The following is a 23,762-nucleotide window of genomic DNA, read 5'->3' as shown; positions in this document are numbered from 1 at the left end:
CAACACAGATAGCATACCCAAATTAATTGGAGTTGCAGCTAGGCGGCAAGTGCGGGAATCCCCAGGAGCTTACTCAAGTAAGTGACTGGGGTGGGCGCATGCAGCCAACAACGCAGCAGCTTCAAGTAAGAAGGGTATGAATTACTTGCTCAAATAACGGCACAGATAAGCGGTTGCATCGGCAACCTGCAGGTTGAACTCACTGTGGCCCGGTACGAAGAACTTCTCACCCGGCATAAACACCTGCCAGTCCGGCGAGCCCGGCAGCAGGACTTTCAACGCCCCGGTAATCACGGTCATTTCTTCCGGCTGGGCGGTGGTGAAGGTGTACTCACCCTCTTCCATCACACCGACGCTGGTAAGGCCGATGCTGCTACTATCGAAACCGATAGACTTCACTTTTCCGGCAAAATACTCGTTCACTTTCAGCATAGACTGGCACCCGCGTAATCAACTTTATGGGAAATCCATATTGGGGGATTGTGGTTGATCTGTCACTGGTTTTTCACGCGAAATGCGATCGCGACGCAGAGTAAAATTCTGCCGGGCAATGGCTCCTCAGCCTTCCACTCTGGATCCGCTGATAAAAACGCGCCAGACAGCCGCTGTCATTCGCCAGGCTAAGGATTTATTCTATATTAAATCAGTTAATTAGCTCAGCCGCCAACTTGGCGACCAGCACGTTGGATAGCAGCACCGGTATTTCAAGCCGCGCCTGCAGGAAATCGCGATGCTGGCGGTGATAGCCGATGCAATCCAGCACCACCACCTGCGCCCCTTGTCGCTGCAACTCACTTGCCGCCCGTTCCAGCACCGCGTCGTCCGCCAGATAGGGACTGGCCACGGCGAAACAGGGCGGCGTCGCCAGCCGTTGCCATTTGCCTGCTTGCTGGCTGATTTGCTCCGCTACCGGCACCACAATGCCGACCCGATGCTGGCTGACAATGGCGGAAATCAGCGGCGGAATAATGCGATCCGGCTCCAGCAACAGCGCGCGTTCGGCGTGCAGTCGGCCAAATTCTCCGGTGCATAGCAGCAGGATCACTTCACAGCCCTCGGCTTCCAGCTCACGGATTTTCTGCTGCAATCCTTTTTCGACCCGCGAGGCGCCCAGCCTCACCTGCGTACCGTCCAACAAGCGTGAAACCAGCACCTTCTCACCGGCCATAGGAGCGTAGCCTTGGTCAATCTGGCCGAAGCTCAGTCCATCCAACAGCCCGACATGCCTCACCTGATCCGCAGGCAGAAAGGCCGACAGCAGCGGCATGATGTCGTTACGCGGCGCCTGGCCGATAGTCAGCGTGGCAAATGAGGCATTCATCCGGTTATTTCCTTTTTTGCAGGTGGCTGAGGCTGCCGTACAACGCCAGAAGCTGCGCGTATTCATCGGCCTGGTAAAACTGGCAGGTACCGCGTCCGAACTCTTTCGCCACTTCCACCGCAAACTTCACGGTCAGCGCAATATCCACTTCATGGCTGGCACCGGTACCGCAGCCCGGCACCACCGACTCGGTACAGATCGCTACGCCAACCACCGGCGCAGAAGTCGCGGTGGAAGGTTGCAGGATGCTGTTCAGGTGATGCACCCCATTGCCGTACGGCGTTATGTCCTGCGTGGTGATCGGGAACGTCACCGCCGGACGACCGCTGGTCATCTCCATAATCCGCAGCAAGTCTTCCGCCACCCGCAGGATGTAGCCTTCTTTCACCGTCGGCGACAGCGCGTAACCTTTGTGATTGATGATGCGGTTGCCTTTGGTGGTGTCGATAGACAAGATTGCATCGGCTTCCGCCACCACTTCATTGTCGTTCATCGTCACGTCGTCGATTGGCGAATCCATAAAATCGACCGGATCGTGCGGGCGGGTTGGCGCGTCAGGGCAAATATGGGTAGTGATAATGACATCCCCCGGCAACACGTCCCCTTTGCGCTGCATTTCTGCCAGCTTCAACGCGCTGGCAATCGCGGCAATTGCCCCGTCGCCGTCGGACACCAAGCCGATACGCGTAGGCCGCGCACCGATGCCGCCCAACCGGCCGACAATGCCCAGGGTTGGCGCATCCCCACCCTGGTTTTTACCGGCGCTGCCGGGGATATCGATGCGCACGAAATCGGTGGCGCCTTTCGGTCCGCTGGCACGCAACGTACTGGCCCGGATGCCGGGATAAGACGCAAACAGATCGACGACGTCCTGACCGCTCACATAGGCATTATCTATTAATTCAAAAACCTGCAGCGTTTGTTGCAAACTCATAATCGGCTGACCTCACAATTTAACCGGGGGGTTATTTCCCTTTGCTGGAAAAAATCGAATTGAAAAAGTTGTACAACGCGTCACCGGCAATAAAACCGGCCGCCATGATTTCCATCGGCGTGCGGCCCTTGTCGCCCCAGCGACGGATAATCAGGATGCGCAGCGCAATGCCAAGGAGCACCGCCCACCCCGCCAACGCGTTGTTGATCAGCAGGCCCGTAGCTAACAGCACGCCGAGCTGGCGTTTGGGCCCGCCAATCAGCTGCACGATGGCCCCGGGAATGGCCCAGATCAGCAAGCTGAAGGCAATGCCCGGCTGCGCGCCCGCCTCGATGGTTTTGGCGTACACCCGCGCTACCGGTGGGATCAGGTCCTGCAGGAAGTAGCTGCTGTAAGCGAAGTACACCACCGGGATGGCAATAACAAAGGCGATCAAGGCGGCAAACAGTTGAATGCGACGCCCCAACAGCTCCTGCTGCAAATCTTTGCCGTAGCCGCGCAGAATAAAGCCGGCTTTCAGATCAAACCCCATGTCGGCAAACGCCGGGCCAGTGGCGGCGGTAAACCCGGTCAGCACGCACAGTGCCACCGGCGGAAAACCAATCAAAATGCCGATGATCAGGGTGATTAGCGCCACCGCAAAGGCCGGGAACCAGCCAGAGTGCATGGCGGCGATACCGACGATCAACTCATGCACAAAGGCGGCGAACGCGGCATAAATAACAAACAACACCAGCATGGTCAGCGACATCTCGCTATACAGCCCGCCGGCCAACGCCAGCATTGCAGCGATGACGATATAGCCAACGGCTCCCAGTCCCAGCGCCTTGCTGACTTCGCTATCTGCCTGGCTGTAACCGGCGGCGTCGACGTTTTTGCTACGGATCACCTGCACCACCTGGATCAACGCCACCAATCCGGCACCAACCATCACCCCATGAGGAATAAAATGCGCATTGATGTCGAAACCCGCCATAGGTTCTGCGTAGGCGCGCAGCAGCAGGCCGACGCCAAACATCCCCAAAGCCCAAATATTGCCGATAAATGCGGTGCCGAAGGCCGCCATCGGGATTTTAAGCATCGACCCGGCGATACCCACCGCCACGCCCACCACCAGCAACCAGGCCTGTTTGCCCCCTCGATCGCCGGCCTTGATGGCTTCCGCCGCCGCAACGCCAGGCGGCCAGGCGTTGGCGGCAGGAAAGATTTTGGTGTCAAACATGCGATACAGCAGGTAGGCGTCAAGCAACATTGCCACGGCCACACCGCAAAACATCGGCAGGATCAGCTGCGGCTGCCCCATCACATAAGGCACGGCAATGGGCATCAGCAATGAATTGGCAGCGCCAAAGGTGGCGGAGGAAATCACCGTTTGCGCCAGGTTTTGCGTATGTACCGATCGATAACGCTGGAACATTTGCAGCGGAATGCGCGCCAATAGCATCGCGAACAGCGCCCCGATGATCGACGTATTGGGGGTCACGCCCAACGTAGTGATTAGCTGCACACCGATGATCGCCCCAACGATGGACAGAATCACCATCACCAGCAGCGTACCGATATCTTTCAACGGATTTATGGTGGTATTGGATTTCATAGAGTCAATTTCCCTGAATATTCGCTGGCGCATGGCAAAGGTCATTTTTCGGCGTCAAGCTGCCGTCGTAGTTCCGGTATTTGGAACTACGATTTGAATTAATAATTTTTTGACCCGTAACCTTAAGTGAAATAACTAACGAATTCCCTGGTGTTGGCTTTCATTAATTACTCCGTGCTAGCAGAACTATTTCGATGCGTTATTTGATCTGTTGCCAATAATCATCACCGAACTTTTCCGCTAATTGCCGAGATACCGTCATCAACGCTTCTAATACGGCAGGAGAAAACGGTTGTTCGTCCGCTTGGGTGGCAAAGGATAAACAGAGCCCCACCGTCTCATTGCGGTGTTTGTTGGTCACAGCCGTCGCCAGCGAACTGATCCCCTGCAAGGTTTCGTTACGCGCCAGGGACCAACCCTGCCGCCGAATTTGCGCCAGCTTGCTCAACAACGCATCCGGCGATTGCGGGGCGTTGGGCGAAGCCACGTGGTAACCCGCGGCATAACGCGCAATAGCCTGTTCATCGCTAGCACGCGCTAAAATTGCCCTGCCCACCGACGTTTCCGCCGCCGGTGAACGGCTGCCCGCCGGCGTCACTACCTGGAGGAAGTGACGGCCCGGGAACATACGCATCACCATGATCTCCTGCCCCTCGAGCACCGAAACATAACCCGTGCAGCAAGTCAGTTGACTGAGCTGCACCATGCTGGCCGCCACGCTGTCCACCAGCGGTGTCGACAGATAGTGGCTGGAAACCGATAACAGCAAACGACCGATTTTATACAGCTTGCTGTCGGGATCGCGCTCCAGCATGCCCTGTGTTTCCATGGTCTGCAGCAGGCGTGATACGGTACTTTTCGGCAGCGCCAGTTGGCTCACCACATCGCTGAATGAAATACCGGGTTGCCCGTGCATCATTCGTTGTTGTGAAAATAACTTTAATACCGCTGCGGCATTTTCCAGGGTTGTCATGGCACGCCTTGTTCCACTATATGGAACTTAGTTCCTGTTCGATAATTAGAAACTAAAACTCGCACAACTTATCGTCAAGCAGTTTATTTTTTACGCCGTGGAAAATTAAAGAGAATGATGCTTTTGAAAATAAAATAGCGGACAGATCGCCAAAGTCATGAGGGAAATTAATTTGCACATATACTTAAGCAGGGGAAAATATCAGCACAAGCTGCTGAAAACACCATTCACCTGAGCAAACAAAATACGCTTTGCCGCCCCAGAATCAGAAGCGAGCGTTATGCAGACTGAAATCGATCGGCACAATTAACTCACCACACCGTTATAGAAAGTGTCGCCCGGCAGCGTAGGCAAAACGAAACGCGTCTTTGGGATAACGTTTAAGGCGGTTGAGACGACTACGCCTGCTGCAACAACATCAGCATATGGCGTTGAAACAACGCCTGTAACTCGGAATTGGACATCTCTTTTCCCAGAAGTGAAACACCCAATGAGCGCGATAAAAATCACACAAATGATGATCAATAAAAGACTGGAAAACAGAGGCTATAGCGGGAAAAACAAGAAACCGGCTTTACGCCGGTTTCTGAGGGATAACGATTAGTCTTCCAACGCAGGGTCCTCATAGCGGTGCTTGGCATCCAACGCTTCCTGCTCGGTTGCATGCTCGCTGAGCAGCGTGTTGGGTTCTATATCGTCGGTGCGCACCTCGAAACGGTGCATATGCAAGCTGGGATCGCCCCGGTCAACGGCGACCACTCGGGCGGTTCTCGGATAGCCTGGTCGGTTATTTTCGCGCATGTTGATCTCCCGTGTGATTCCACAGGATTAAGTATAGCAGCGCGATTTATACCGACATGCGTGACCCCAGATCGCGATCGGCGTGATCGCCTTCCAGCAGTTGCGTCAGTTCATCGCAGGCGCAGATTTTGCCGTCACGTACGGTGAAATGCGCCAGCACCTTAACCAGACTAAGGCTGCCATCGCGCTTTTCCACCCGCACCCTATGATGCGTCAACACCGAATCGTCCTGCCCGGCAATGGCGACCATCTCCAGCGTCATGCTGCGAGTCAACTGCTTGAGCAATGCCATATGTTGCACAAACTGCATGTAGTCCAGCGTCTTGCCGTCCACCTGTTGACGGTAATCCGCACTGAAAAGCTCAGCGATCAGCGTCGGCTGATGTTGCGGGGCGGCGACAACCTTTTGCAAGGCATCGAGCACCACGGCTGTGGGGGTTTTCGGGGTCATGGTCGATCTCCAGAATTGAATGACGCGGAGATCATAAAACAAACAAGGCATGGCATAATAACCACACTTGGACTTTTAATACTGCAAATCGGCCAATCATTATGATCCTGCAGAGCCAGCGACTTTGGCATGAGAAAAAACACCTGACGCCCTGGCACCAGCATGCCAGCGGACAGATCTACCTGTTGACCCATGGCATGATGGCGTTGGAAACCCGGGAGCGCCAATGGGCAATGACCGCCGGCAGTATCGGCTGGCTGCCACCCAACTGTGCGCACCAGGCACTGGCATGCGGCAACGTCATCGGCTGGAGTCTGTATCTGCCGGAGTCCTACTGTGCGACGCTGCCGGCGCAGCCGCATCTGAGCCCTGCATCCGCATTGATTCAGGCGTTAATGGAACGTATTGCTCCTTTTGCGGGACAAGAGCTGGATCCCGCGCAACAACGCCTATTGCGGGTCTTGTTGGATGAGATTTCTGTGGAAGAGAGCGTACCGCTGCAGTTACCGCTACCGCAGGACGCCAGGCTGTTGAAAATCGCCCGCGCCCTGCTGAATGAACCCGCCAGCGCGCGTACCCAGAGTGACTGGGCCGCCTGGGCCGGAGTGAGCGTACGCACCCTCAGTCGCCGTTTTATCAGTGAAACCGGTGTGACCTTCGCCCGTTGGCGCCAGCAAGCACGGGTGATTCGCTCGCTGGAGCCGTTATCGCGTGGTGAATCGGTCGGTCGCATCGCCGGTGAATACGGTTATGACAATGTCAGCGCCTATATTGCCGCCTTCCGTCAGCGTTTTGGCACCACGCCGGGGCTGTATTTTAGTCAGCCTCAGCCGGTAACAGCACCTGACGCGTCGCGTTAAGAAACTGTTCTGACAGCGCATCGCCCTGCGTTGCCCTTGCCAACGTCAGTGCCCCCACCAGCATCGCCATCTGCACCAGCGCCTGCTGTTGTCGTTGGGGTTGTTGTTCATCTGGCGAAAGCGACTCCAGCCGCGCCAACATGGCTTTCACACCGCTCAGGTAAGCCTGATGCACGGGTTTATCCGCCTCTTCGCGCGCCACGTCACCGGCCAGAGCGGCAACCATGCAGCCTTCGCCCGGGCAGTCGCGGTGCCTAACGTTCAGATAGGCGTCAACCAGAGTCTGTAAATTGTGCTGGTCGGGCTGACGGCTGGCGGCTTCCCAGCGCTGAGCGGACTCCTCTACCGCCCTGCGGCTGGCCACCGCCGCCAGTTCGTCCTTGGAAGCAAAATGGCCATAGAAGCCACCGTGCGTCAGCCCCACGGCCGCCATCAGATCGTTAACGCTGACGCCATTCAGGCCGCGTTCGCGAAAAAGCTGTGAAGACACCTGCTCAATCGCCTCGCGATTGCGCTCCATCTGCTGCTTTGAAACCCGTGCCATGGCGTTTTCTCCTTATCAATCAGGCATCATCTTAGGCTATCCACCGACAGCGCTCAATAGATGATGCCTTTCATCCAAAGAGTCAGGCGCGCGGGGTGCGCGGCGCGGCAAAGCGGGAACTGTCACCGCCCTGCGCACGCGCCAGCGTGTCGGCAATCTGCCGGTGAGGCGTGCCCGGTTCAATCGCGCTGACCCGATCCAGACGCGCCATCTGCTGCTCGTCCAACGTCAAATCAAGCGCCGCCAGCGTATCCTCTAACTGGTCCAGCGTGCGCGAACCCAGAATAGGGATCAGACTGGTGCTGGAATGCGCGGCCCTGTTGCGCAGCCAGGCGATAGCAACGTGGGTCGGCAGGGCCTGGTGTTCTTGCGCAATCGCCAGCACCTCATCCAGCAACGCGGTGTCTTTTTCGCGATGCACCAGGCGCCCCAACTCACTCAATCGGCCAGCATCGCTATGGCGATACTTCCCGGTCAACAAACCACCGCCCAGCGGCGACCACAGGGTGGCGGCCATCCCCAGCGCTTCGGCCATCGGCAGCAATTCACGTTCTGCGGTCCGCTCTACCAGGCTGTATTCCACCTGTATACCTGCAATGCGCGCCCAGCCACGCAATTCTGCCAGCGTATCTGCACGGGCAATGCGCCAGGCTGGGAAGTTGGACAACCCGGCATATTGGATCTTGCCGGCGCGGATCAGATCGTCAAAGCTGCGAACGATCTCTTCAAGCGGCGTCAGGTTGTCGGAAAAATGCGCCCACAGCAGATCGATACGATCGGTTTTCAGCCGCTTCAGGCTGTTCTCTACCGAGGCAATCATGTTTTTGCGGCTGTTGCCGGTATAGGCAATACCCGCGTCCGGCGCAGCACCCAAGGTGTATTTAGTGGCGACCACGAAACGGTCGCGTTCGGCGGCGATGAAATCCCCTACCATCTGTTCTGACTGGCCGAATTGGTAAGTATCAGCCGTGTCGATAAAGTTGCCGCCGGCGTCGACATAACGATCGAAAACCTGTTTGGCCTGTTCTTTTTCCGAACCGTAGCCCCAGCCGGTGCCAAAGTTGCCGGTTCCTAATGCCAGTTCAGAAACGCGCAGGCCGGTATTGCGGCCAAAGGTGGTGTATTTCATGGTAAAACCTCACGATTACGTTGCATTTATCAAAATAGATGATGGTCATCATTATTTTATATATGTCACTCATCATTTATAAAAGCAAGCGCAATCTGCGGCGAAGGCAAAAACCAAGGGAAGATACGAAGAGATCGGGCACGCAGCGCGGTGCCCGAAAATGTCAGAGGGGATTACTTTACCGTTTCCAATTGCAGTACGGCGAGGATCTTTTCAACCACCTGCTGTGGGTTACCGGTGCCGTCCATCACGTAGTGCGCGGTCTCCTGATACAAGGCCTCGCGTGCGGCCAGCACTTCCAGCATCTCCTCAGCGATCGGACGACCGGTCAACGTGGGGCGTTGCGCGTCTTGCGGGTACTCTTCCAGCCGCTGCGCCAACACCTCGGCCGGTGAGCGCAGATAAATGACGGTGCCGTGCTGACGCATAAATTGACGGTTCTCTTCCGCCAGGATCGCGCCGCCGCCGGTGGCAACTACAGTTGACGGTTGAGTGACGGTTTGCAGAGCAATGCTTTCACGGCGGCGAAATCCCAGCCAGCCTTCATTTGCGACCATTTCCGCCACGCTCATTTGCGTGGTCTGTTGCATAAACAGATCGGTATCGGTGAATTGATAGCCCAGCGCCAACGCCAGTGCACTGCCCACCGTGGTTTTACCGGCGCCGCGCGCGCCCACCATGAAAATGGTTTGTGTCATTACGGGTTGTCCCTTATACGGTGACTTGAATGCGTTAGCACGCCAGAATCCAGCGTGCAGATCGTGCGATGGCGTAGTTGCTGCATCATACCGCCATCAGCCTGTATTTCAATATTTACGATAGTGTAAATTCCATGGCACAGCGGCTGCCTGCGGCAAAACCCTGCGCCACCTCTTCCGCCAACCTTGCCCTCAACGACGGGCTGAGCCGTTCGGCGGCTATCGGACTGAACCCCAGACGCCGGTAATAAGGCGCATTCCAGGGCACGTCAATAAAAGTAGTTAGCGTCAGGCGCTGCGCGCCCGACAACGCGGCCTGCGCCGCAACCTCAACGAGCAGGTGGCGCCCGATGCCCTGACGTTGCCAGTTGGCAGCCACAGACAGTTCGGCGATATGCCAATCATGCTGTTGCGGCACGACGACGATAAAGCCGGCGACCTCCCCCGCCGCACCTTCCGCCAGCCATTCATGCTGTCGCTGAATAAAATCAGCATGCTGCTCTGCGCTCATCACCGGACCTTCAGCGATAAAACGCCAGGCCGGTTGTTGATGAAACAGCTGCGCCGCCGAGCGCTCAACGGCTATCAGTTGAGCGATATCCTGCGGCTGCGCCAAACGGATTTGCAGGCTCATCTGGTTCTCCTTAACAACGGGGCCGGCTATTTAACCAGATTTCCCCGACGGCAGATACCTGCTCGCCGGGACGTATTCCTGTACGAAAAATCAGAAGTCGACACTGGCGCGCAGCACCACTTCTCGCGGTTCCCCTACCGCCACGCGCAAATTGCCGCCGCTGGAAGGGTAATAGGTTTTGTCGAACAGATTCTTCACGTTCAATTGCCACTTCACCCGATAACCCTGCACCGGCATGGTGTAAGCGGCGAAGGCATCGGCAACGGTGTAATTATCAAGACTGAAACTGTTGGCGGCGTCGCCTGGACGACGGCCAACATAACGCGCCCCTGCGCCAATGCGTACGTTGTCGCCGCTATACAGCCCCGGGGAGCCCAGATCCTGCGTCAGGAACAGCGAGGCGGTATGGCGCGCCACGTTGGTCATCTCCTTACCCTTGTTGTCCGGGTCATCAACCACACGCGCGTCGGTGTATGCGTAAGAGCCGATCATGCTTAACGAATCAGTGATGTTGCCAGCAACATCCAACTCCACGCCCTGCGAGCGTACGCGTCCGGCGGTTCGGGTGACGGTTTCACCATCCACCAGTTCGCTGACCATCACGTTACGCTTGGTGATGTCGAACAACGCCAGGGTCCCGGTAACGCCGTTGGGCAATTCGACCTTGCTGCCGACTTCCCAGGCCTTACCCTGCTCCGGCGGCAATGAGCCAATCTGGCTGGCAATGGACGAGTTTGGCTTGAAAGACTCGGTGTAACTGCTGTATAGCGACACATAGGGCGTCAGTTTGTAGACCACCCCGGCGCGCGGCACTAATTTGCCGTCGGAGCTGTCGGTGTTGGTGACAAACGGCCGCCCTTTACCGGCAAAAACGTCAAAAACGTCATAACGCAGCCCGCCCATCACCAACCATTTATCGGTCAATTGAACGGAATCCTGCATAAACCAGCCGTAGCTGGTGAGGTTTTCACGCTGATCGCTGTCTTTGGCACTGACGGCGTTCGAGGTTGGCATCAGGCCATACACCGGATCATAGATATTGAAATCGCTGTTCTTCTTGCCACGGATCATATCGCCGCGGTAGGTACGGTTATCTTCAAAATCAAAGCCAAACAGCATCTGGTGGTTGATGCTGCCCCAGTCAACGTCACCGTTGAGCGTCAGCTGTACCGCGTTGGCATGGCTGACAGCATGGGCGGTGGAGTCGGCCTGGCGCGACAGCACGCCAGTTTCAGGATCCAAAGCCAGCGCGCGCGCCTGATTGTCACTGTAACTGTTACGGCTATAGGCGTAGGTCAGAGAGCTTTTCCAGCTTTCATTCAGCACCTGATCAACCTGCAGGGTGACGCTGTCCTGATCGCCCCGCGTGGCGTTATAACTTTCGTCGAAGCGGCGGTCGCGCGGCGTATTTACCGGTTTGCCGGTGCGCGAATCAATGATGGTGCCGCGGTCGAACGGCACCAGATATTCCATATGTTCGTAGGCAACGCGTACCGTGGTGCTCTCGCCGTACCACATCAGCGACGGCGCAATCACCGTTTGGCGGTTACGGCCAAAGTTACGCCAGTAATCGGTTTCATCGTGATCGACAATCATCCGGTATGCGAACCCGGAGGTACCAAGCGGACCGGTGACGTCCAACTGACCGCCGCCGCCCTTGAAGCTGCTGCCCCAGCCTTCCACATGGGTGTGCTGCTGCAGCTGCGGCTTTTTGGTGATCATGTTGATCATCCCGCCCGGTTCCCCCATGCCGTAAAGCATCGAAGCAGGGCCTTTCAGCACCTCAACCCGCTCAGTGGTCGGGGTAAAATTACGCGCCTGCACCGAACGCACGCCGTCACGCAAAATGGAGCCGTCGCGGTTATCACCAAAACCGCGCTTCATCACCGCGTCCTGGGTACCGCCCAAGGTGTTCGCCTGGGTAATGCCACTGACGTTATACAGCGCTTCATCCAGGCTGCTGACCGCCTGATCGGTAATCACCTGCTGCGGCACCACGTCGATTGCCTGCGGCACGTTCAGCAGACTGGTCTCGGTTCGGGTGCCGGTCACACTGGTCAGCGGCTGATAACTTTGCACGCCCTTCGCAGAGGCCTGGCCGACCACCACCAGCGTTTCCCCTGGTTCTTTTTCGGCGGTTTTGTCGGCGCCGATCGCCGGTGCAGACGCACAGGCCGCCAGAGGCAGTGCGCACCACCAGCCGCGCTGGGTATTATTCATTTTGTAACTGACTCCAATAGGTCCCTGAAAAAGGTAACGGCAAAAATTGTTGATAGAGTTGCTTAAAGGTCTGTTGCGGGTTGATGTCAGCAAACAGATCCGGGTAAAACGCTTTGGCGAACATTTCGACCGCCACGACGTGGTACGGGCTGAGATAGAAGTTGTGCCAGATACTCCAGGCCTGATGATTTTTTATCGCTTTCAGGTTGGTGAGCATCGGCTGTTTTTGCATGATCTGACGGAAGCTTTCATCCGCTTCCTGCTGGGTAACCAGCGGCCCCAGACGCAAATCGGAAAAGCGCTTACCCTGTGGACCTGCCATGCCGGTGGCAATGTAAATATCAGGATTGGCGGTCAGAATGGTTTCGGGGTTCAGTTCCCCATAAACCCCTTTGATACTGGCGCTGGCGATATTGTCGCCGCCGGCAAAGGCCAGCAGATCGCCGAGATTGCCATGAGCCGCAGTGGTGCAGCAGGTTTCACGCCGCCCGAGGTGCAAATGCAGCATGACCTTGGGCTTTGGCCCCCGATAGCTGGCCAGACGCTGCTGGATCACCGCCATATGCTGCTGGTAGAAGTCGATAAACTGCTCCGCACGCTGCTGACGGTTGAGCACCTCACCCAGCAGTCGAACGCTGGGTACGGTGTTATGCAGCAGGTCGACCCGTAAATCGACGTAGATAACGGCAATACCCGCCTTACTCAGCGCCGTTAGCAGCAAATCGCTGTCGCCCTCCTCCTTCGCATAGCGGGCAAGGATCACCAGATCCGGTTTCAACTGGATCAGATTTTCAATGTTAACCTGGCGGAAGTTGCCCTTGCTGATAGAGGGTATGGCTTTGATCTGAGGAAATTTCTGCGTATACAGCTGCCAGCTTTGCGCATCGAAACGCGCCATGTCTTCCGGCCAGCCGACAATACGTTGCGCAGGGTTACCCGGCTCCAGCAACGCCAGGGTATACAGCATGCGGCTTTCGCCTACCACGATGCGCTGCGGATTATCCGGCACCTCAACCTGGCGGCCAGTGATGTCGGTGACCATTTTCGCCTGAACGTTAAAAACGCCAAGCAGCAAGGAAAACAGCAGTAACATGAGGGAATTGCGCATGGGTAAGCCGGATCGGTAAAATATGCGCGCATGATAATCACTCTCATTAACACTTTCAATCACAACGCTTGGCGGATCGGTTAAATCCGCTGAATCACGCTATTTCGGCGCTGATACGTGAAAAATCGCTGTAAATGCCGTTTTATAAAGTTAAAAAATCGGTCGATAATGCGATCTGTGGCAAGCCAGATTGCAGATAATTCAGGAGGTACCGAGATGACCCAACGTATTATTCCATTGGCGGAGTGCCCACAGTTCAGCGACGTTTGCGCCGCATGGGCGTTTGGTCAATGGGGTTCGCAACGCGGCGGTTCACTGGAACGCACGCGCCAACGCTTTGCCCAGTGCGCGCAGCCGAGCGAAGATTACACCACCCTGCTGGCGGTTGAGGACGAACGCCCGCTGGGCATGGCCAGCCTGTGGCCGAGCGACGATCATCATCGGATGGACCTTTCTCCCTGGCTGGCTGGCGTATTCGTCCACCCGGATCACCGTCGCCAGGGCATTGCGCAATGGCTGGAGGCGGCCATCGTGTTGTTGGCACGCCAACGCAATCACCCCGTATTGCACCTGATCACCGATAAATCCGAGGCGCTGTATGCGGGTTGGGGCTGGCAGACCATCGAACGCCGACGGCAATATGATGGCGAAGTGGTGGTGATGGAAAAAAAGCTGGGCTAACGCGGCGTGCAAATGTAAACCAACGCCGGCGGGAAGTTGCGCACCACCCGCAGCCGCTTCCAGTGAAAATAGCGGGACAGCAGCTTTTCCGACAGGTGGCTGTACTGAAACAGCACCAAGGTTCCGTTGCGCGCGAGCAAACGCTGCTGTGCCTGCTGCAAAATACGCATGCTGATTTTTAGCGGGATAGACAGCAACGGCAGGCAAGAGAACACCACGTCATAATCGCCGGCCATCTCTTCAGCCGAGCGATCCATCACCTGCAGACGACGATCGTCAATTTTCCGCAGCTGATGAACAAAATGAGATTGGATTTCAAAGGCCTCGAGCGAAGCATCTGCACGCATCCGGCCTAATATCCGCTTGGTCAGCACGCCGTCCGCCGCGCCCAGTTCGGCGATCGACAGCGCCCCGGTCCATTCAACCTGATTCAACATCGCCTGACATAACCAGGGGGAAGAAGGTGCCAGCGTACCAATGGTGCGCGGCGAAGCCATAAACTGCTGGAGGTAGGAAAAGTGGTTTTTCAGTTGCAGCCGTGTCGCGTTTAACATTGGGGCCTCCTTAGGTTGAGTAGTCACCAATCTGACCCCAATTCCTTAAGTATTCATTAACATGTTTCCTAAAACCGCCGATACAGTTGTAATAAAATGCAACCGAGCGCAGATAAAAAAGGGTGTGGACATCATCATCGGGTAATCAAGTAATTGCATTACCGGTCAGATTATTATCCACACCCGTTTATTTTATCGGCCACCTGTTACAGTAGCCGAATTTTATTTACTGCAGACGATTAACGATATATTTCTGCATTACCGCGCCAGTTGCTGGAATCCCCCGGGGTGTCCAGCCCGATAATACGAATGCTGCTGGCGCCGTCCGCCTGAGCTTTTTCTTTCAGTGCGTGAACCGCATCGCCCGGAGAACCGCTAACGCCGGAAACCGACACTACGCCAAGGCTTTGCATACCGCTGGCCTGCTCTGTATTGATCTGTTTTACCGATGACAGCGGCGCTGCAAAGGAAGAGAATGAAGCGGCTGCCAAAAGAACTGCTGCGATGCCAGGTAATAGTTTCATAATGAACTCCAGATGTTTTTGTTTATTTTCTCGTATCAGTGGAGTTAATTATCTACCAGGCAATGAAAGCAGACGTAATCCAATGTAAAGAACATCAATCATTGTGATGAAAATAAGGAGGAAGTACGTGCAGGTATGTCTCTGGCAGGACAAAGCGGGTCTATACCGTCACTCTACCCCTGACAGATGACAATTTAAAGTCCGTTTGGCCAGGGAATATAAAAACCGCCTCTTTTAAGATTCTTCTCCCCGCAACCGCGACTGAACTACGCTATTTCTGAAGGTTATCATTATGGAAGGACTCCCTATGTCGCAAACCTTACTGCGTGTTCGTGATGGTCATGGTGCTTCGGTTTCGTTTTCGGAACTGCTGTTCGATCTGATTTACGTTTTTGCCGTTACCCAACTTTCCCACTACCTGCTGCACCATCTGACGCTGACCGGCGCGGTGGAAACGCTGCTGCTGTGGTTCGCCGTTTGGCTGGCCTGGCAATACACCGCCTGGGTCACCAACTGGTTTAACCCGGATACCCGTCCTATCCGTATTCTGCTGTTTGGCATCATGTTGTTGGGCCTGTTCGCTTCTTCTGCTCTGCCACAGGCCTTTGGCGAACGCGGGCTGACTTTTGCGCTGTTTTACGTGGCGATCCAGGTGGGCCGATCGTGCGTGGTGCTGAACCTGCTGCCCGCCGGCCATCCACTGAAACAAAACTTCCGCCGTATTCTTGGCTGGATGTGTATTTCAGCGGTGTTCTGGATCCTTGGCGGCCTGGCGGAAGGTCATAACCGACTGGTGCTGTGGGCTCTGGCCGTATTGTGCGAATACGTTTCGCCGATGTTCGGCTTCCGCTTACCGGTGCTGGGTCGCTCCGACAGCAGCAGCGAATGGACTATCGAAGGCCATCATCTGGCGGAACGCTGCCAGCTATTCGTGATCGTAGCGTTGGGGGAAACCATTCTGATTACCGGTTCGACCCTTAGCGAAATGGAGTCCTGGAGCGCACCGGTGCTGATTGCCTCACTGGTGGCGTTTCTCGGCAGCCTGGCGATGTGGTGGGTCTATTTTGATACCAGCAGCAAAGCCGGCAGCCATGCTATCAGCCAGGCGGAAAACCCCGGCCAACTGGGCGCTAACTTCCATTACGTACACGTGGTGCTGGTTGGCGCGATCATCGTCTGTGCCGTTGCCAATGAACTGGTGATCGCCCACCCTGACGGCCATATCGACAATGTGACGGCAGCAGTGCTGCTGCTGGGCCCGGCGATTTACCTGCTCGCCAACGCACTTTACAAGCGGTTGGTGTATCGTCGGTTCCCGCTTTCGCACCTGGTGGGATTGATCGCTTTGGCGGTATTGGCGCCGATAGCCTACCTCACCGATTTACTGATGGTGAATGGCCTGACCACGCTGATTATGGTGGCCGTCGCGGTGTGGGAGAGTATTTCACGCGGCAGAACGCCGCAGGCCGGCGGCGTTCACTGATAAACCAGAAAACAGGGGGCAGCGCGCTATTGAGACGTCGCCCCCTGTTGCCTTATTTACTTCAGCGGTTGCGGTAGCGTCAGCACCCACAGCTCGCTAAGCGATTCCGGTTTCTCCAGCGGTTGCAGCTCGATACGGGTGGATACCGCTTTGCCGTCCAGGCTCAGGCTGCCCTGTTTATCCAGCTGATAATCGCCGATTTTCTTGGCCTTGGGCTGTGCGTCCACCAGCTTGGCCTGCAGGCCAAAATCGTTATCGTTAATCACCGCCAGGGTGCGATCGTCAATTAGCGACAGGCCCTCTACCTTCTCCTGTTGCCAACCCAATTTACGCAGATCCACCACTTCACGTTTCTGCGCCAGCTTCACGCCGCGCTTGGCGAGATCTTTGGCATCGTCAAACTCCAGCGCCTTGCCTTGGCCGTCGAAAGCCGTCAGATCGCTCGCCTGGCTGAGATCGACCAGATAGATCTTATTGATCATCTGCTTGTCTTTATCGCTGCCCTGCTCAACCAGCAGGATATGTTGGTTGTCCACCGCCACGATGTCACCCACCTTGGCGTCTTTGGCTTTTTTATAGCTGTCGATATCGATCGGATAGCCATACATGGCCGTTTTGCCGCTGGCCGGATCAAAACTGACCAAGCGCGTAAACTGCGCCTTGTTTTTACTCTTGCCGTCGACGTCGAGCGTACTCTGCACCGCAGCCAGAATGCGGCCGTCCGGCAAACGGGTGATCCCTTCGAAGCCCCGGTTCGGCTGGCGCCACTTGATGATATTCGGTAACCCGCTGGCCACCGCTTGCTCCCCCTGCTCCGGGGTCGGGCCGTATTTGGCGAGGATCTTGCCCTGATTGTCGATATGGATCAGGAACGGACCATATTCATCACACAGCCAATAGCCGCCTTTACCGTCCGGCGTGATGCCTTCGGTATCCAGCCCACGTCGATCGCTTTCCAACGTTTTCAGCGTGTCGCTCAGCGCCACTTCATTGGTTGAACCAATCAACCCCGCCGGTAGCGGTAATCCGCTGATAGGGCCTTGCTGGTCGTGCAGCGGACGCAAGTTGCTGGCGACCGCCTTGCCGTCGCCAACGCGAATGTCCATCAGCAACGGCACAAACTGCGGATTAGCGAAGATTTTCGCTTCCTGATCGCCTACCGCAGGCGCGTCGGCATTCGGGCCGCGATCGGTCAACGTCGTTAACAGCAAGTCCTTACCCTCACGCCCATTGAATACCAGGCCCGATCCGATACCCACCGGTAATCCTTGCGGGAAATTCTTGGCGAATGCTCCCTGATAACTCACATGTTCGCCACCCGGAAAACTGACAATATAACGCGCCACTTCAACGTCGGTGGCAGCATAAGAAAACAGGGGGAACAACGCGCTGATTAACAGCGAAACTGATTTTATTTTCATGATGTTGGCTCAGTGTTATGGGGGTAGAGTTGGCAGCTTGCTAAGGTATTAGTCTTACATGACAGCCTGATGACAAACGGACCTAATGCTATGAATTGCAGCAATAATTAAATATGGCAAATAGGAATTAGCAATTAACGCAGACAATTCGAATGGAAAAAACAGATAGAAAATCAAATTTAACCATAGCTATTTTCCGCTAAAAATACCTATACCAGCTAAGCTTAGGGTAAATTCTTATAACAGCGATAAAAAAAACAGCAAACGCACGAAAAACCTAAGAATAGGGATGAAGTCGCATAGACAAAATTAATTCCCGGGGATTTAATACCCGCTGTTACTCAAGGTGCATTAAGAAATTACTTATAGAAACCTGCATTAATTTAAAAAGGTGTTCTATAGTTTTTAGTGCTAACGCCCGTTAGTATTTTCCGTGGGATGGAATCTATGTCAAAGCGACTTTTTGCCGAATTTTTTGGCACATTTTGGTTGGTGTTCGGTGGTTGTGGTAGCGCAGTATTAGCAGCTGCATTCCCACAACTGGGTATTGGTTTTCTTGGTGTCGCACTCGCTTTTGGTCTGACTGTAGTCACTATGGCTTATGCCGTTGGCCATATTTCTGGCGGGCACTTTAACCCGGCCGTTACCGTAGGTTTATTTGCCGGTGGTCGCTTCGCCGCGAAAGACGTTATTCCCTACGTGATTGCTCAAGTGATTGGCGGGATTGCTGCAGCGGCGGTGTTGTATTTGATCGCCAGCGGCAAAGCAGGTTTTGATCCTACCGGCGGCGGCTTTGCTTCCAACGGTTACGGTGAACATTCACCGGGCGGTTATTCTCTGCAATCCGCGATTGTTATTGAATTGGTATTGACCGCATTCTTCCTGATCGTTATTCATGGCGTGACAGATAAACGTGCACCGGCAGGATTTGCTCCGCTGGCCATCGGTTTGACATTAACGCTGATCCACCTGATCAGTATTCCGGTAACCAATACTTCTGTTAACCCGGCACGCAGTACCGGTGTAGCAATATTCCAGGGAACCTGGGCATTGCAACAGCTTTGGGTATTCTGGCTGGTGCCATTAGTTGGTGGTGCTATCGGCGGCCTGATTTATCGCTGCCTGTTGGAAGACAAGAAGTAATTTATACCCGGTAATGTTCTGTCAGGGCAGCCGCTATATCCAATGGACTTCCGGTTATCGCTAACACGCGGTAATCGTAAAGATAGAGGGTATATAGGCTGCCCTGAAATTATTTACCCTCTGACCGCCTCAAACATCATAATATCGCTGGTGAATGAGCCGTCCGGCTGAATGGCAAAATGCTGCAGCACCTCTTCAGAAACCCCCTGTTGCAACGCTCGGATCGCGGTAATGAAATGCTCCGGCGTACGCATACGCGCTACCCAACTGCTGAATTCCAGATATAACCTGTCCGACGTCACTTCCCTTACCAGCAGCCCTGATTCAGTCAGTAACCCCAACCATTCGCCCGGCGCATAATTGCGGACATGCGAAGTGTCACGCAGCACCTCAACGGTTTGCAGATAGATATCCAGCAGCGGATGCCCCGGTGAGACCACATCCATAAAGATCGCTCTGCCGCCCGGTTTCAACACCCGGCGCACTTCGCGCAGCGCCTGGCCGACATCATGCCAATGGTGGGCCGAATAGCGGCTAATCACCAGATCGAAGCTGGCGTCCTCAAACGGCAGTGATTCCGCGACGCCCTGCTGCACCTGAATATTATTGAAACCTTTCTCTACCGCGGCCTGGCTCACTACCGCCAGCATTTGCGCCGACAAATCGTAGGCCACAACCTGAGCCACTTTCGCTGCGGCGGTAAAGCTGGCATGCCCGGCCCCACACCCCAGATCCAGCAGCCTGGCATCGGGATAAGGCTCCAGCAACTGCGCCAGTCGCTGCAGATCCTTCCCCTGTGCATGAACTGCGCTGGTCAGATAGGCGCTGGCCTGCTCACCAAATTGACGGTCGACCGCATTTTTATGGCTGTTGCTGTTGCTCATATGTGCTTCCTTTTTTGTCTGGCTTGCGCCGGTGCCGGATGGCTTTTTTATTACTATAATCAGCTTAATATACGGGTACAATATGAGCAGTTATCCTAGTATGAACAGGTACCAGCCTATGCAATCTGAAGCCTTATCCGGCCCCAAAGCCCTCGGCGCTTTCCTGCGTGCGCACCGTGAACGCATCACGCCGGAAATGCTGGGTTTACCCACCGCACCACGCCGCCGCACCAGTGGACTGCGCCGTGAAGAGCTGGCGCAAATCAGCGGTATCAGCGCCACCTGGTATACCTGGATCGAGCAAGGCCGCGAGGTATCCATCTCGCCGCATACGCTGGCGCGTATCGCCAAAGCACTGCGGTTAGGGCATGCCGAGCGCCACTACCTGTTTACCCTGGCGCGAGTCGCAGACCCCGAACAGGAACAGCCTCACGAAGCCGACAACAGCGCGGTGCTGCAAAGCGTTAACCAGGTGACGGTGCCTTGCTACCTGCTGGATATCACCTGGAATATCGTCGCCTGGAACCCGGCGGCGGAAAGCCTGTTCTGTGGTTGGCTGGGCCAAGCCGCTACGCCCAATCTGCTGCACTTTATGTTTTTCCACCCGTTAGCCAAAACGCTGGTCAGCGACTGGGAGGAACGGGCACGCCGCGTGGTCGCCGAGTTTCGTGCCGAAACCAGCCACCATCAAAATACCGAAGAGATGCGCGCTTTCGTGCGCAACATGACGCACAACAGCGAAGCCTTCCATCACTGGTGGAAACAGCATGACGTACTGGCACGCGAGGGGGGCGAGCGTACCTTCTCTCATGTGCAACACGGGGAGCTGCGCTATCGTCAACTGACGTTTAATCCATCGGAAAATAGCGGTCTGAAACTGGTGATGCTGATCCCTCTGACGTAACGGGTAACAAATTCATAAACAGGTTTACCTGCCATTTATTTATTGGTTCATCTAAACGCGCTAGGGTGACAGTTACCGATGATATCTATCATCCAGTATCGTTATTCATCTCCTAGAGGTAATCCTATGCAATCCGAAGAACAACGTCTTATCGATGGTCTGTTTGGCCGTTTGAAAGAAGCCGAGACCAAGACGGGCCAGAGGGATCTCCAGGCAGAGCAGCAAATCAACCAACACATCCGCGAACAGCCTTCCGCACCTTATTACATGGCTCAGGCGATGATCATTCAGGAAGCGGCGCTGAAGCAGCTCGACCAGCGGGTGAAGGATCTGGAGAGCCAGATTGCCCAGCAACAGCAAAATAACGCCAACCAACAAAGCAGCGGCGGCTTTCTGGCCGGGCTGTTTGGTGGCGGTAATCGCAACGCGCCAAGCCCGCGCGAGCGGTATCAGGCGCAACAGCAGAATAACGCGGCATGGAACAACCAGCCGCAGGCGGGCTATGCTCAACAGCAGCAACCAGCCTACAGCCAACCGCAGCAAGCAGCACCTTCACGTGCCGGCGGGTTCCTCGGCGGGGCATTGCAGACTGCCGCCGGCGTGGCGGGCGGTGTGGTGCTGGCCGACATGTTGACCGGTATGTTCCGCCATTCACAACCACAGGAAATTGTTAATATTATCGATGAAACGCCGGCAACACCGGTGGATGACAGCGCGATGAATAATTTCGACGCGTCCAACAATCTCGATACCTTTAACAACGGCGGTGATAGCCGCTTCCTCAACCAAGATAACGGCTTCCAGAACGCGGATTATCAAAACGACGATAACACCGATTTCGCCGACGACGACTACAGCGACGACGATTCGTTTATCTGATCCTTCCCCCCCTTTCCACCTGGAGAGGGGGGTTTCTGTTTCTTCTTCCGCACCGCTGGTCTACAGTTAAACCTGTCCAATCACAGCAGGTTACGCAAGCTATGCCGAAGATGAACCCTATCGCCCCCTATGCAAGCCCTCGCCTGTTGATGCGTCCGCCGGTGGCCGACGATTTGCCGCGTTTTTACGCCATTTTTGGCGATCCCGACACCCAGCGTTTTAATCCCGCAGGCCCCATCGCCAGCGAAGAACAGGCACGATTGGCGCTGACGGGGCGGATCGAAAATTGGGCGCAACACGGCTATGGTTCCTGGGCAATTGCACTGCGTGAGCAGCCGGAATGGGTCATTGGCTTTGGCGGGTTGTCCTGGCGGCCGCTTGGGGCTCAGCGGACGGTGAACTTGGGCTATCGTTTTGATACGCAGGTTTGGGGCAGCGGCTTGGCCACTGAGTTGGCGCAGGCCTCGCTGGAGTATGGTTTCAAGCATCTGCGGTTGACAGAAATTTCGGCTATCGTGCGCGAAAAAAATCTGGCCTCATGCCGCGTGCTGGAAAAAGCAGGGTTACGTTTGGTCGATACTCTGGATGACGTGCCCGGCGATACGCCAAGCCTGGTTTACAGCATTACGCGCAGTGAGTATCAGGGCTGCTGAACCGGCGGTTCATCATTGATCTTCGCCAGCGCCCGACGGTAGGACTTAACCTTTTGGCGCTTCTTCAACCAGGTGGTGGTTGAGACAATAAAAATTAGCCCGGACATGGTCAGCACGCCGATCGGGTGGCCGTAAAACACCATAAGGGCGAAATAAATAGCGGAGACAATCGCCACCCATTTTGCCGTATTTCCCACCGCATTCTTCTCCTGACTCAAACGGCGGATGTACTCTTCTTCACTGATCCCCATACGCGCTCCTTTTTAGCTGAACGTTCCACTATATTGGGGCGGAATGATGATAATTCAATCGATTAAAGGGTAAAGAAGCGTAAAGCTCAGCGAGATTGCTCACGACGATGACGCAGATAACGCCCCGGCAAAACCTCTCCAGGCAACGCCGTGCCAGCATTGCGGCCAAATAACCTATAGCGATTGCTCGCCACTGCATTGTAAAACCTATCCGCCAGGCGCTGCGGCAAAAAGCGCGCCAGCGCCAACAGGCGAAATGGCCAGCCAAGCTGACGCAACGCCTGAAAAAACGCCGCCGAACGCAACCAATGTCGGCCCGGTTCAAGATAGACGATGGAGTCAAAACGGTCGGTAGGCAAGGCCAGCCAATTCAGGATTGCCTGACCTTCTTCGGATTGCACCGTGGCCAACAGGATCTTGCCCTGTCGATCGGCACGAATCAAAAATCTCACCAGCCCGTGACACAAATTACATTCGCCATCGAATAACAGCACCCGGTCACCGGGCTGGAGATAAGGGGGGAGCGTTGACGGATTCATCCTGCCTCCTGAGGTTTACCCCAGACTAACGCGCATTCCCCTTCAGAACCAGCGGGGCCGCTTACGGCGCTGGGGACGCAGGTGGCGTATCCGGCAATGCCACTACCGAGATTCGTACTTCGTAATGCTTGGCGTTACCGGCGGGGATCACCGAAGTCAGCTTATTGATGGTTTCAGTGGGATTATCGCTGGCGGAAGTCGCACAGAACAGCTCACCGCCGTGGCAGAAGCCCGGTTTAGGCATATGCCCACCAGGGAAAGGAGGTAAGCGGAACTGCGGTTCTGCAGGAGGGACGTTTTTTTCTACCGGAGCCGGAGCGGAAAGTGCGCTAACGCTGAACAGCGTCACGGTAGCCAGCACAGGAAGCGTCAGTACTTTGATTGCATTTTTCATGTTGTCGATCTCATTTGCCGGGATTGGGCCTAACCTACCCCGCCCCCGGCCGATGAGAAAGCCGCTTTTCACGACTTTTGCATCCCAATGATCTTTGCTTACATCCCTCCGCTAACGTGATGAAAGCTTAAGGATTGTGTAAAGGCATTAGGGAAAATTTTTATTGTTAACGCCTTGCAAGT

27 protein-coding genes are annotated in these 23,762 nt (G+C 55.4%); 7 read left to right on the top strand and 20 right to left on the bottom strand.

Annotated elements, in window-relative coordinates; genetic code table 11:
- Positions 1-141: 141 nt before the first annotated feature.
- From ppnP to H0S68_RS04690, 7 genes are all read right to left on the bottom strand, one after another.
- Positions 142-432, bottom strand: coding sequence for a pyrimidine/purine nucleoside phosphorylase (gene ppnP / locus H0S68_RS04720; RefSeq protein ID WP_020825434.1), 291 nt, complete (start codon positions 430-432; stop codon positions 142-144).
- Between the two features lie 211 nt (positions 433-643).
- The gene (locus H0S68_RS04715) at positions 644-1,321 is read right to left on the bottom strand and encodes an AroM family protein (RefSeq protein ID WP_142815806.1); all 678 of its coding nucleotides are present in this window, start codon (positions 1,319-1,321) and stop codon (positions 644-646) included.
- 4 nt (positions 1,322-1,325) lie between these two features.
- Positions 1,326-2,255, bottom strand: coding sequence for a DUF1177 domain-containing protein (locus tag H0S68_RS04710; RefSeq protein ID WP_046374380.1), 930 nt, complete (start codon positions 2,253-2,255; stop codon positions 1,326-1,328).
- Positions 2,256-2,286: 31 nt separating this feature from the next.
- Positions 2,287-3,852, bottom strand: a complete 1,566-nt coding sequence (locus H0S68_RS04705) for an OPT/YSL family transporter (RefSeq protein WP_217330872.1) — start codon at positions 3,850-3,852, stop codon at positions 2,287-2,289.
- Between the two features lie 199 nt (positions 3,853-4,051).
- Positions 4,052-4,825 (bottom strand): IclR family transcriptional regulator, encoded by a 774-nt coding sequence (locus H0S68_RS04700; protein ID WP_261439968.1) that lies wholly within the window; start codon positions 4,823-4,825, stop codon positions 4,052-4,054.
- 600 nt (positions 4,826-5,425) lie between these two features.
- On the bottom strand, positions 5,426-5,626 hold the full coding sequence (locus H0S68_RS04695; RefSeq protein WP_020825429.1) for a YaiA family protein: 201 nt from the start codon (positions 5,624-5,626) through the stop codon (positions 5,426-5,428).
- A gap of 46 nt (positions 5,627-5,672) precedes the next feature.
- Positions 5,673-6,077 carry a nuclear transport factor 2 family protein gene (locus tag H0S68_RS04690; RefSeq protein ID WP_046374382.1) on the bottom strand — a complete coding sequence of 135 codons (405 nt, stop codon included), beginning with the start codon at positions 6,075-6,077 and terminating at the stop codon, positions 5,673-5,675.
- Between the two features lie 101 nt (positions 6,078-6,178).
- On the opposite strand from H0S68_RS04690, the gene H0S68_RS04685 reads away from it, so the two are divergent.
- The gene (locus H0S68_RS04685) at positions 6,179-6,937 is read left to right on the top strand and encodes a helix-turn-helix domain-containing protein (protein WP_232807755.1); all 759 of its coding nucleotides are present in this window, start codon (positions 6,179-6,181) and stop codon (positions 6,935-6,937) included.
- Here the strand turns inward: H0S68_RS04685 and H0S68_RS04680 are convergent.
- The 6 genes from H0S68_RS04680 to H0S68_RS04655 form a co-directional block, all read right to left on the bottom strand.
- Positions 6,894-7,481: a TetR/AcrR family transcriptional regulator gene (locus H0S68_RS04680; protein ID WP_410529196.1), complete on the bottom strand. Its 588-nt coding sequence runs from the start codon at positions 7,479-7,481 to the stop codon at positions 6,894-6,896. The two genes, H0S68_RS04685 and H0S68_RS04680, sit on opposite strands and share 44 nt — an antisense overlap.
- Positions 7,482-7,563: 82 nt before the next feature.
- Positions 7,564-8,610, bottom strand: coding sequence for an aldo/keto reductase (locus H0S68_RS04675; RefSeq protein ID WP_048759653.1), 1,047 nt, complete (start codon positions 8,608-8,610; stop codon positions 7,564-7,566).
- Positions 8,611-8,783: 173 nt separating this feature from the next.
- Positions 8,784-9,308, bottom strand: a complete 525-nt coding sequence (gene aroL / locus H0S68_RS04670; RefSeq protein WP_020825424.1) for a shikimate kinase AroL — start codon at positions 9,306-9,308, stop codon at positions 8,784-8,786.
- Between the two features lie 115 nt (positions 9,309-9,423).
- Positions 9,424-9,942, bottom strand: coding sequence for a GNAT family N-acetyltransferase (locus H0S68_RS04665; protein ID WP_410529195.1), 519 nt, complete (start codon positions 9,940-9,942; stop codon positions 9,424-9,426).
- A gap of 90 nt (positions 9,943-10,032) precedes the next feature.
- Positions 10,033-12,162 carry a TonB-dependent siderophore receptor gene (locus H0S68_RS04660; protein WP_410529194.1) on the bottom strand — a complete coding sequence of 710 codons (2,130 nt, stop codon included), beginning with the start codon at positions 12,160-12,162 and terminating at the stop codon, positions 10,033-10,035.
- The gene (locus tag H0S68_RS04655) at positions 12,155-13,270 is read right to left on the bottom strand and encodes an ABC transporter substrate-binding protein (protein WP_410529193.1); all 1,116 of its coding nucleotides are present in this window, start codon (positions 13,268-13,270) and stop codon (positions 12,155-12,157) included. The genes H0S68_RS04660 and H0S68_RS04655 overlap by 8 nt, the downstream gene beginning before the upstream one ends.
- Before the next feature lie 216 nt (positions 13,271-13,486).
- Between H0S68_RS04655 and H0S68_RS04650 the strand changes: the two genes are divergently transcribed.
- A complete protein-coding gene (locus H0S68_RS04650) occupies positions 13,487-13,951 on the top strand; it encodes a GNAT family N-acetyltransferase (RefSeq protein WP_410529192.1) in 465 nt (154 codons plus the stop codon).
- Here H0S68_RS04650 and H0S68_RS04645 read toward each other — a convergent pair.
- Entirely contained in the window at positions 13,948-14,505 is a 558-nt protein-coding gene (locus H0S68_RS04645; RefSeq protein WP_020825419.1) for a class I SAM-dependent methyltransferase, read from the bottom strand. The two genes, H0S68_RS04650 and H0S68_RS04645, sit on opposite strands and share 4 nt — an antisense overlap.
- A gap of 239 nt (positions 14,506-14,744) precedes the next feature.
- On the bottom strand, positions 14,745-15,029 hold the full coding sequence (locus H0S68_RS04640; protein WP_020825418.1) for a DUF1471 domain-containing protein: 285 nt from the start codon (positions 15,027-15,029) through the stop codon (positions 14,745-14,747).
- Positions 15,030-15,336: 307 nt separating this feature from the next.
- On the opposite strand from H0S68_RS04640, the gene H0S68_RS04635 reads away from it, so the two are divergent.
- Entirely contained in the window at positions 15,337-16,512 is a 1,176-nt protein-coding gene (locus H0S68_RS04635; RefSeq protein ID WP_115059910.1) for a low temperature requirement protein A, read from the top strand.
- Positions 16,513-16,568: 56 nt separating this feature from the next.
- Here the strand turns inward: H0S68_RS04635 and H0S68_RS04630 are convergent, their stop codons facing one another.
- Positions 16,569-17,933 (bottom strand): esterase-like activity of phytase family protein, encoded by a 1,365-nt coding sequence (locus H0S68_RS04630; RefSeq protein WP_116691200.1) that lies wholly within the window; start codon positions 17,931-17,933, stop codon positions 16,569-16,571.
- 447 nt (positions 17,934-18,380) lie between these two features.
- On the opposite strand from H0S68_RS04630, the gene aqpZ reads away from it, so the two are divergent.
- Positions 18,381-19,076, top strand: a complete 696-nt coding sequence (gene aqpZ, locus H0S68_RS04625) for an aquaporin Z (RefSeq protein WP_041414261.1) — start codon at positions 18,381-18,383, stop codon at positions 19,074-19,076.
- 113 nt (positions 19,077-19,189) lie between these two features.
- Here aqpZ and H0S68_RS04620 read toward each other — a convergent pair whose 3' ends face one another.
- A complete protein-coding gene (locus H0S68_RS04620; RefSeq protein ID WP_128864397.1) occupies positions 19,190-19,960 on the bottom strand; it encodes a class I SAM-dependent methyltransferase in 771 nt (256 codons plus the stop codon).
- 118 nt (positions 19,961-20,078) lie between these two features.
- Here H0S68_RS04620 and H0S68_RS04615 point away from each other — a divergent pair, with 118 nt between their 5' ends.
- The 3 genes from H0S68_RS04615 to H0S68_RS04605 all read left to right on the top strand — a co-directional run bounded on the left by H0S68_RS04615 (position 20,079) and on the right by H0S68_RS04605 (position 22,396).
- Positions 20,079-20,864: a helix-turn-helix transcriptional regulator gene (locus tag H0S68_RS04615; RefSeq protein WP_129982452.1), complete on the top strand. Its 786-nt coding sequence runs from the start codon at positions 20,079-20,081 to the stop codon at positions 20,862-20,864.
- Positions 20,865-20,990: 126 nt separating this feature from the next.
- Entirely contained in the window at positions 20,991-21,743 is a 753-nt protein-coding gene (locus H0S68_RS04610) for a DUF2076 domain-containing protein (RefSeq protein ID WP_259219118.1), read from the top strand.
- Positions 21,744-21,844: 101 nt separating this feature from the next.
- On the top strand, positions 21,845-22,396 hold the full coding sequence (locus H0S68_RS04605; protein ID WP_128864395.1) for a GNAT family N-acetyltransferase: 552 nt from the start codon (positions 21,845-21,847) through the stop codon (positions 22,394-22,396).
- Here the strand turns inward: H0S68_RS04605 and H0S68_RS04600 are convergent.
- From H0S68_RS04600 to H0S68_RS04590, 3 genes are all read right to left on the bottom strand, one after another.
- Positions 22,384-22,647, bottom strand: coding sequence for a hypothetical protein (locus H0S68_RS04600; protein ID WP_046374395.1), 264 nt, complete (start codon positions 22,645-22,647; stop codon positions 22,384-22,386). The genes H0S68_RS04605 and H0S68_RS04600 overlap by 13 nt on opposite strands.
- Before the next feature lie 86 nt (positions 22,648-22,733).
- Positions 22,734-23,186: a thiol-disulfide oxidoreductase DCC family protein gene (locus tag H0S68_RS04595; protein ID WP_046374396.1), complete on the bottom strand. Its 453-nt coding sequence runs from the start codon at positions 23,184-23,186 to the stop codon at positions 22,734-22,736.
- 61 nt (positions 23,187-23,247) lie between these two features.
- Complete coding sequence (locus tag H0S68_RS04590) at positions 23,248-23,580, bottom strand: hypothetical protein (RefSeq protein ID WP_410529191.1); 333 nt, start codon at positions 23,578-23,580, stop codon at positions 23,248-23,250.
- Positions 23,581-23,762: the final 182 nt, after the last annotated feature.

Source organism: Serratia sp. AXJ-M (assembly GCF_046531865.1).
Classification (GTDB): Bacteria; Pseudomonadota; Gammaproteobacteria; order Enterobacterales; family Enterobacteriaceae; genus Serratia; species Serratia liquefaciens.
The sequence above is the reverse complement of the archived record's forward strand: the minus strand, read 5'-3'. Positions and strand labels throughout refer to the sequence as shown.

Coding starts and splice junctions, on each gene's coding strand:
- H0S68_RS04685 (WP_232807755.1), top strand. CDS start 6,179: ATGATCCTGCAGAGCCAGCGACTTTGGCATGAGAAAAAACACCTGACG.
- H0S68_RS04715 (WP_142815806.1), bottom strand. CDS start 1,321: ATGAATGCCTCATTTGCCACGCTGACTATCGGCCAGGCGCCGCGTAAC.
- H0S68_RS04650 (WP_410529192.1), top strand. CDS start 13,487: ATGACCCAACGTATTATTCCATTGGCGGAGTGCCCACAGTTCAGCGAC.
- H0S68_RS04615 (WP_129982452.1), top strand. CDS start 20,079: ATGCAATCTGAAGCCTTATCCGGCCCCAAAGCCCTCGGCGCTTTCCTG.
- H0S68_RS04660 (WP_410529194.1), bottom strand. CDS start 12,162: ATGAATAATACCCAGCGCGGCTGGTGGTGCGCACTGCCTCTGGCGGCC.
- H0S68_RS04695 (WP_020825429.1), bottom strand. CDS start 5,626: ATGCGCGAAAATAACCGACCAGGCTATCCGAGAACCGCCCGAGTGGTC.
- aqpZ (WP_041414261.1), top strand. CDS start 18,381: ATGTCAAAGCGACTTTTTGCCGAATTTTTTGGCACATTTTGGTTGGTG.
- H0S68_RS04605 (WP_128864395.1), top strand. CDS start 21,845: ATGCCGAAGATGAACCCTATCGCCCCCTATGCAAGCCCTCGCCTGTTG.
- aroL (WP_020825424.1), bottom strand. CDS start 9,308: ATGACACAAACCATTTTCATGGTGGGCGCGCGCGGCGCCGGTAAAACC.
- H0S68_RS04635 (WP_115059910.1), top strand. CDS start 15,337: ATGTCGCAAACCTTACTGCGTGTTCGTGATGGTCATGGTGCTTCGGTT.
- H0S68_RS04630 (WP_116691200.1), bottom strand. CDS start 17,933: ATGAAAATAAAATCAGTTTCGCTGTTAATCAGCGCGTTGTTCCCCCTG.
- H0S68_RS04690 (WP_046374382.1), bottom strand. CDS start 6,077: ATGACCCCGAAAACCCCCACAGCCGTGGTGCTCGATGCCTTGCAAAAG.
- H0S68_RS04620 (WP_128864397.1), bottom strand. CDS start 19,960: ATGAGCAACAGCAACAGCCATAAAAATGCGGTCGACCGTCAATTTGGT.
- H0S68_RS04705 (WP_217330872.1), bottom strand. CDS start 3,852: ATGAAATCCAATACCACCATAAATCCGTTGAAAGATATCGGTACGCTG.
- H0S68_RS04665 (WP_410529195.1), bottom strand. CDS start 9,942: ATGAGCCTGCAAATCCGTTTGGCGCAGCCGCAGGATATCGCTCAACTG.
- H0S68_RS04610 (WP_259219118.1), top strand. CDS start 20,991: ATGCAATCCGAAGAACAACGTCTTATCGATGGTCTGTTTGGCCGTTTG.
- H0S68_RS04595 (WP_046374396.1), bottom strand. CDS start 23,186: ATGAATCCGTCAACGCTCCCCCCTTATCTCCAGCCCGGTGACCGGGTG.
- H0S68_RS04640 (WP_020825418.1), bottom strand. CDS start 15,029: ATGAAACTATTACCTGGCATCGCAGCAGTTCTTTTGGCAGCCGCTTCA.
- H0S68_RS04710 (WP_046374380.1), bottom strand. CDS start 2,255: ATGAGTTTGCAACAAACGCTGCAGGTTTTTGAATTAATAGATAATGCC.
- H0S68_RS04600 (WP_046374395.1), bottom strand. CDS start 22,647: ATGGGGATCAGTGAAGAAGAGTACATCCGCCGTTTGAGTCAGGAGAAG.
- H0S68_RS04675 (WP_048759653.1), bottom strand. CDS start 8,610: ATGAAATACACCACCTTTGGCCGCAATACCGGCCTGCGCGTTTCTGAA.
- H0S68_RS04655 (WP_410529193.1), bottom strand. CDS start 13,270: ATGCGCAATTCCCTCATGTTACTGCTGTTTTCCTTGCTGCTTGGCGTT.
- ppnP (WP_020825434.1), bottom strand. CDS start 432: ATGCTGAAAGTGAACGAGTATTTTGCCGGAAAAGTGAAGTCTATCGGT.
- H0S68_RS04590 (WP_410529191.1), bottom strand. CDS start 23,580: ATGAAAAATGCAATCAAAGTACTGACGCTTCCTGTGCTGGCTACCGTG.
- H0S68_RS04700 (WP_261439968.1), bottom strand. CDS start 4,825: ATGACAACCCTGGAAAATGCCGCAGCGGTATTAAAGTTATTTTCACAA.
- H0S68_RS04645 (WP_020825419.1), bottom strand. CDS start 14,505: ATGTTAAACGCGACACGGCTGCAACTGAAAAACCACTTTTCCTACCTC.
- H0S68_RS04680 (WP_410529196.1), bottom strand. CDS start 7,481: ATGGCACGGGTTTCAAAGCAGCAGATGGAGCGCAATCGCGAGGCGATT.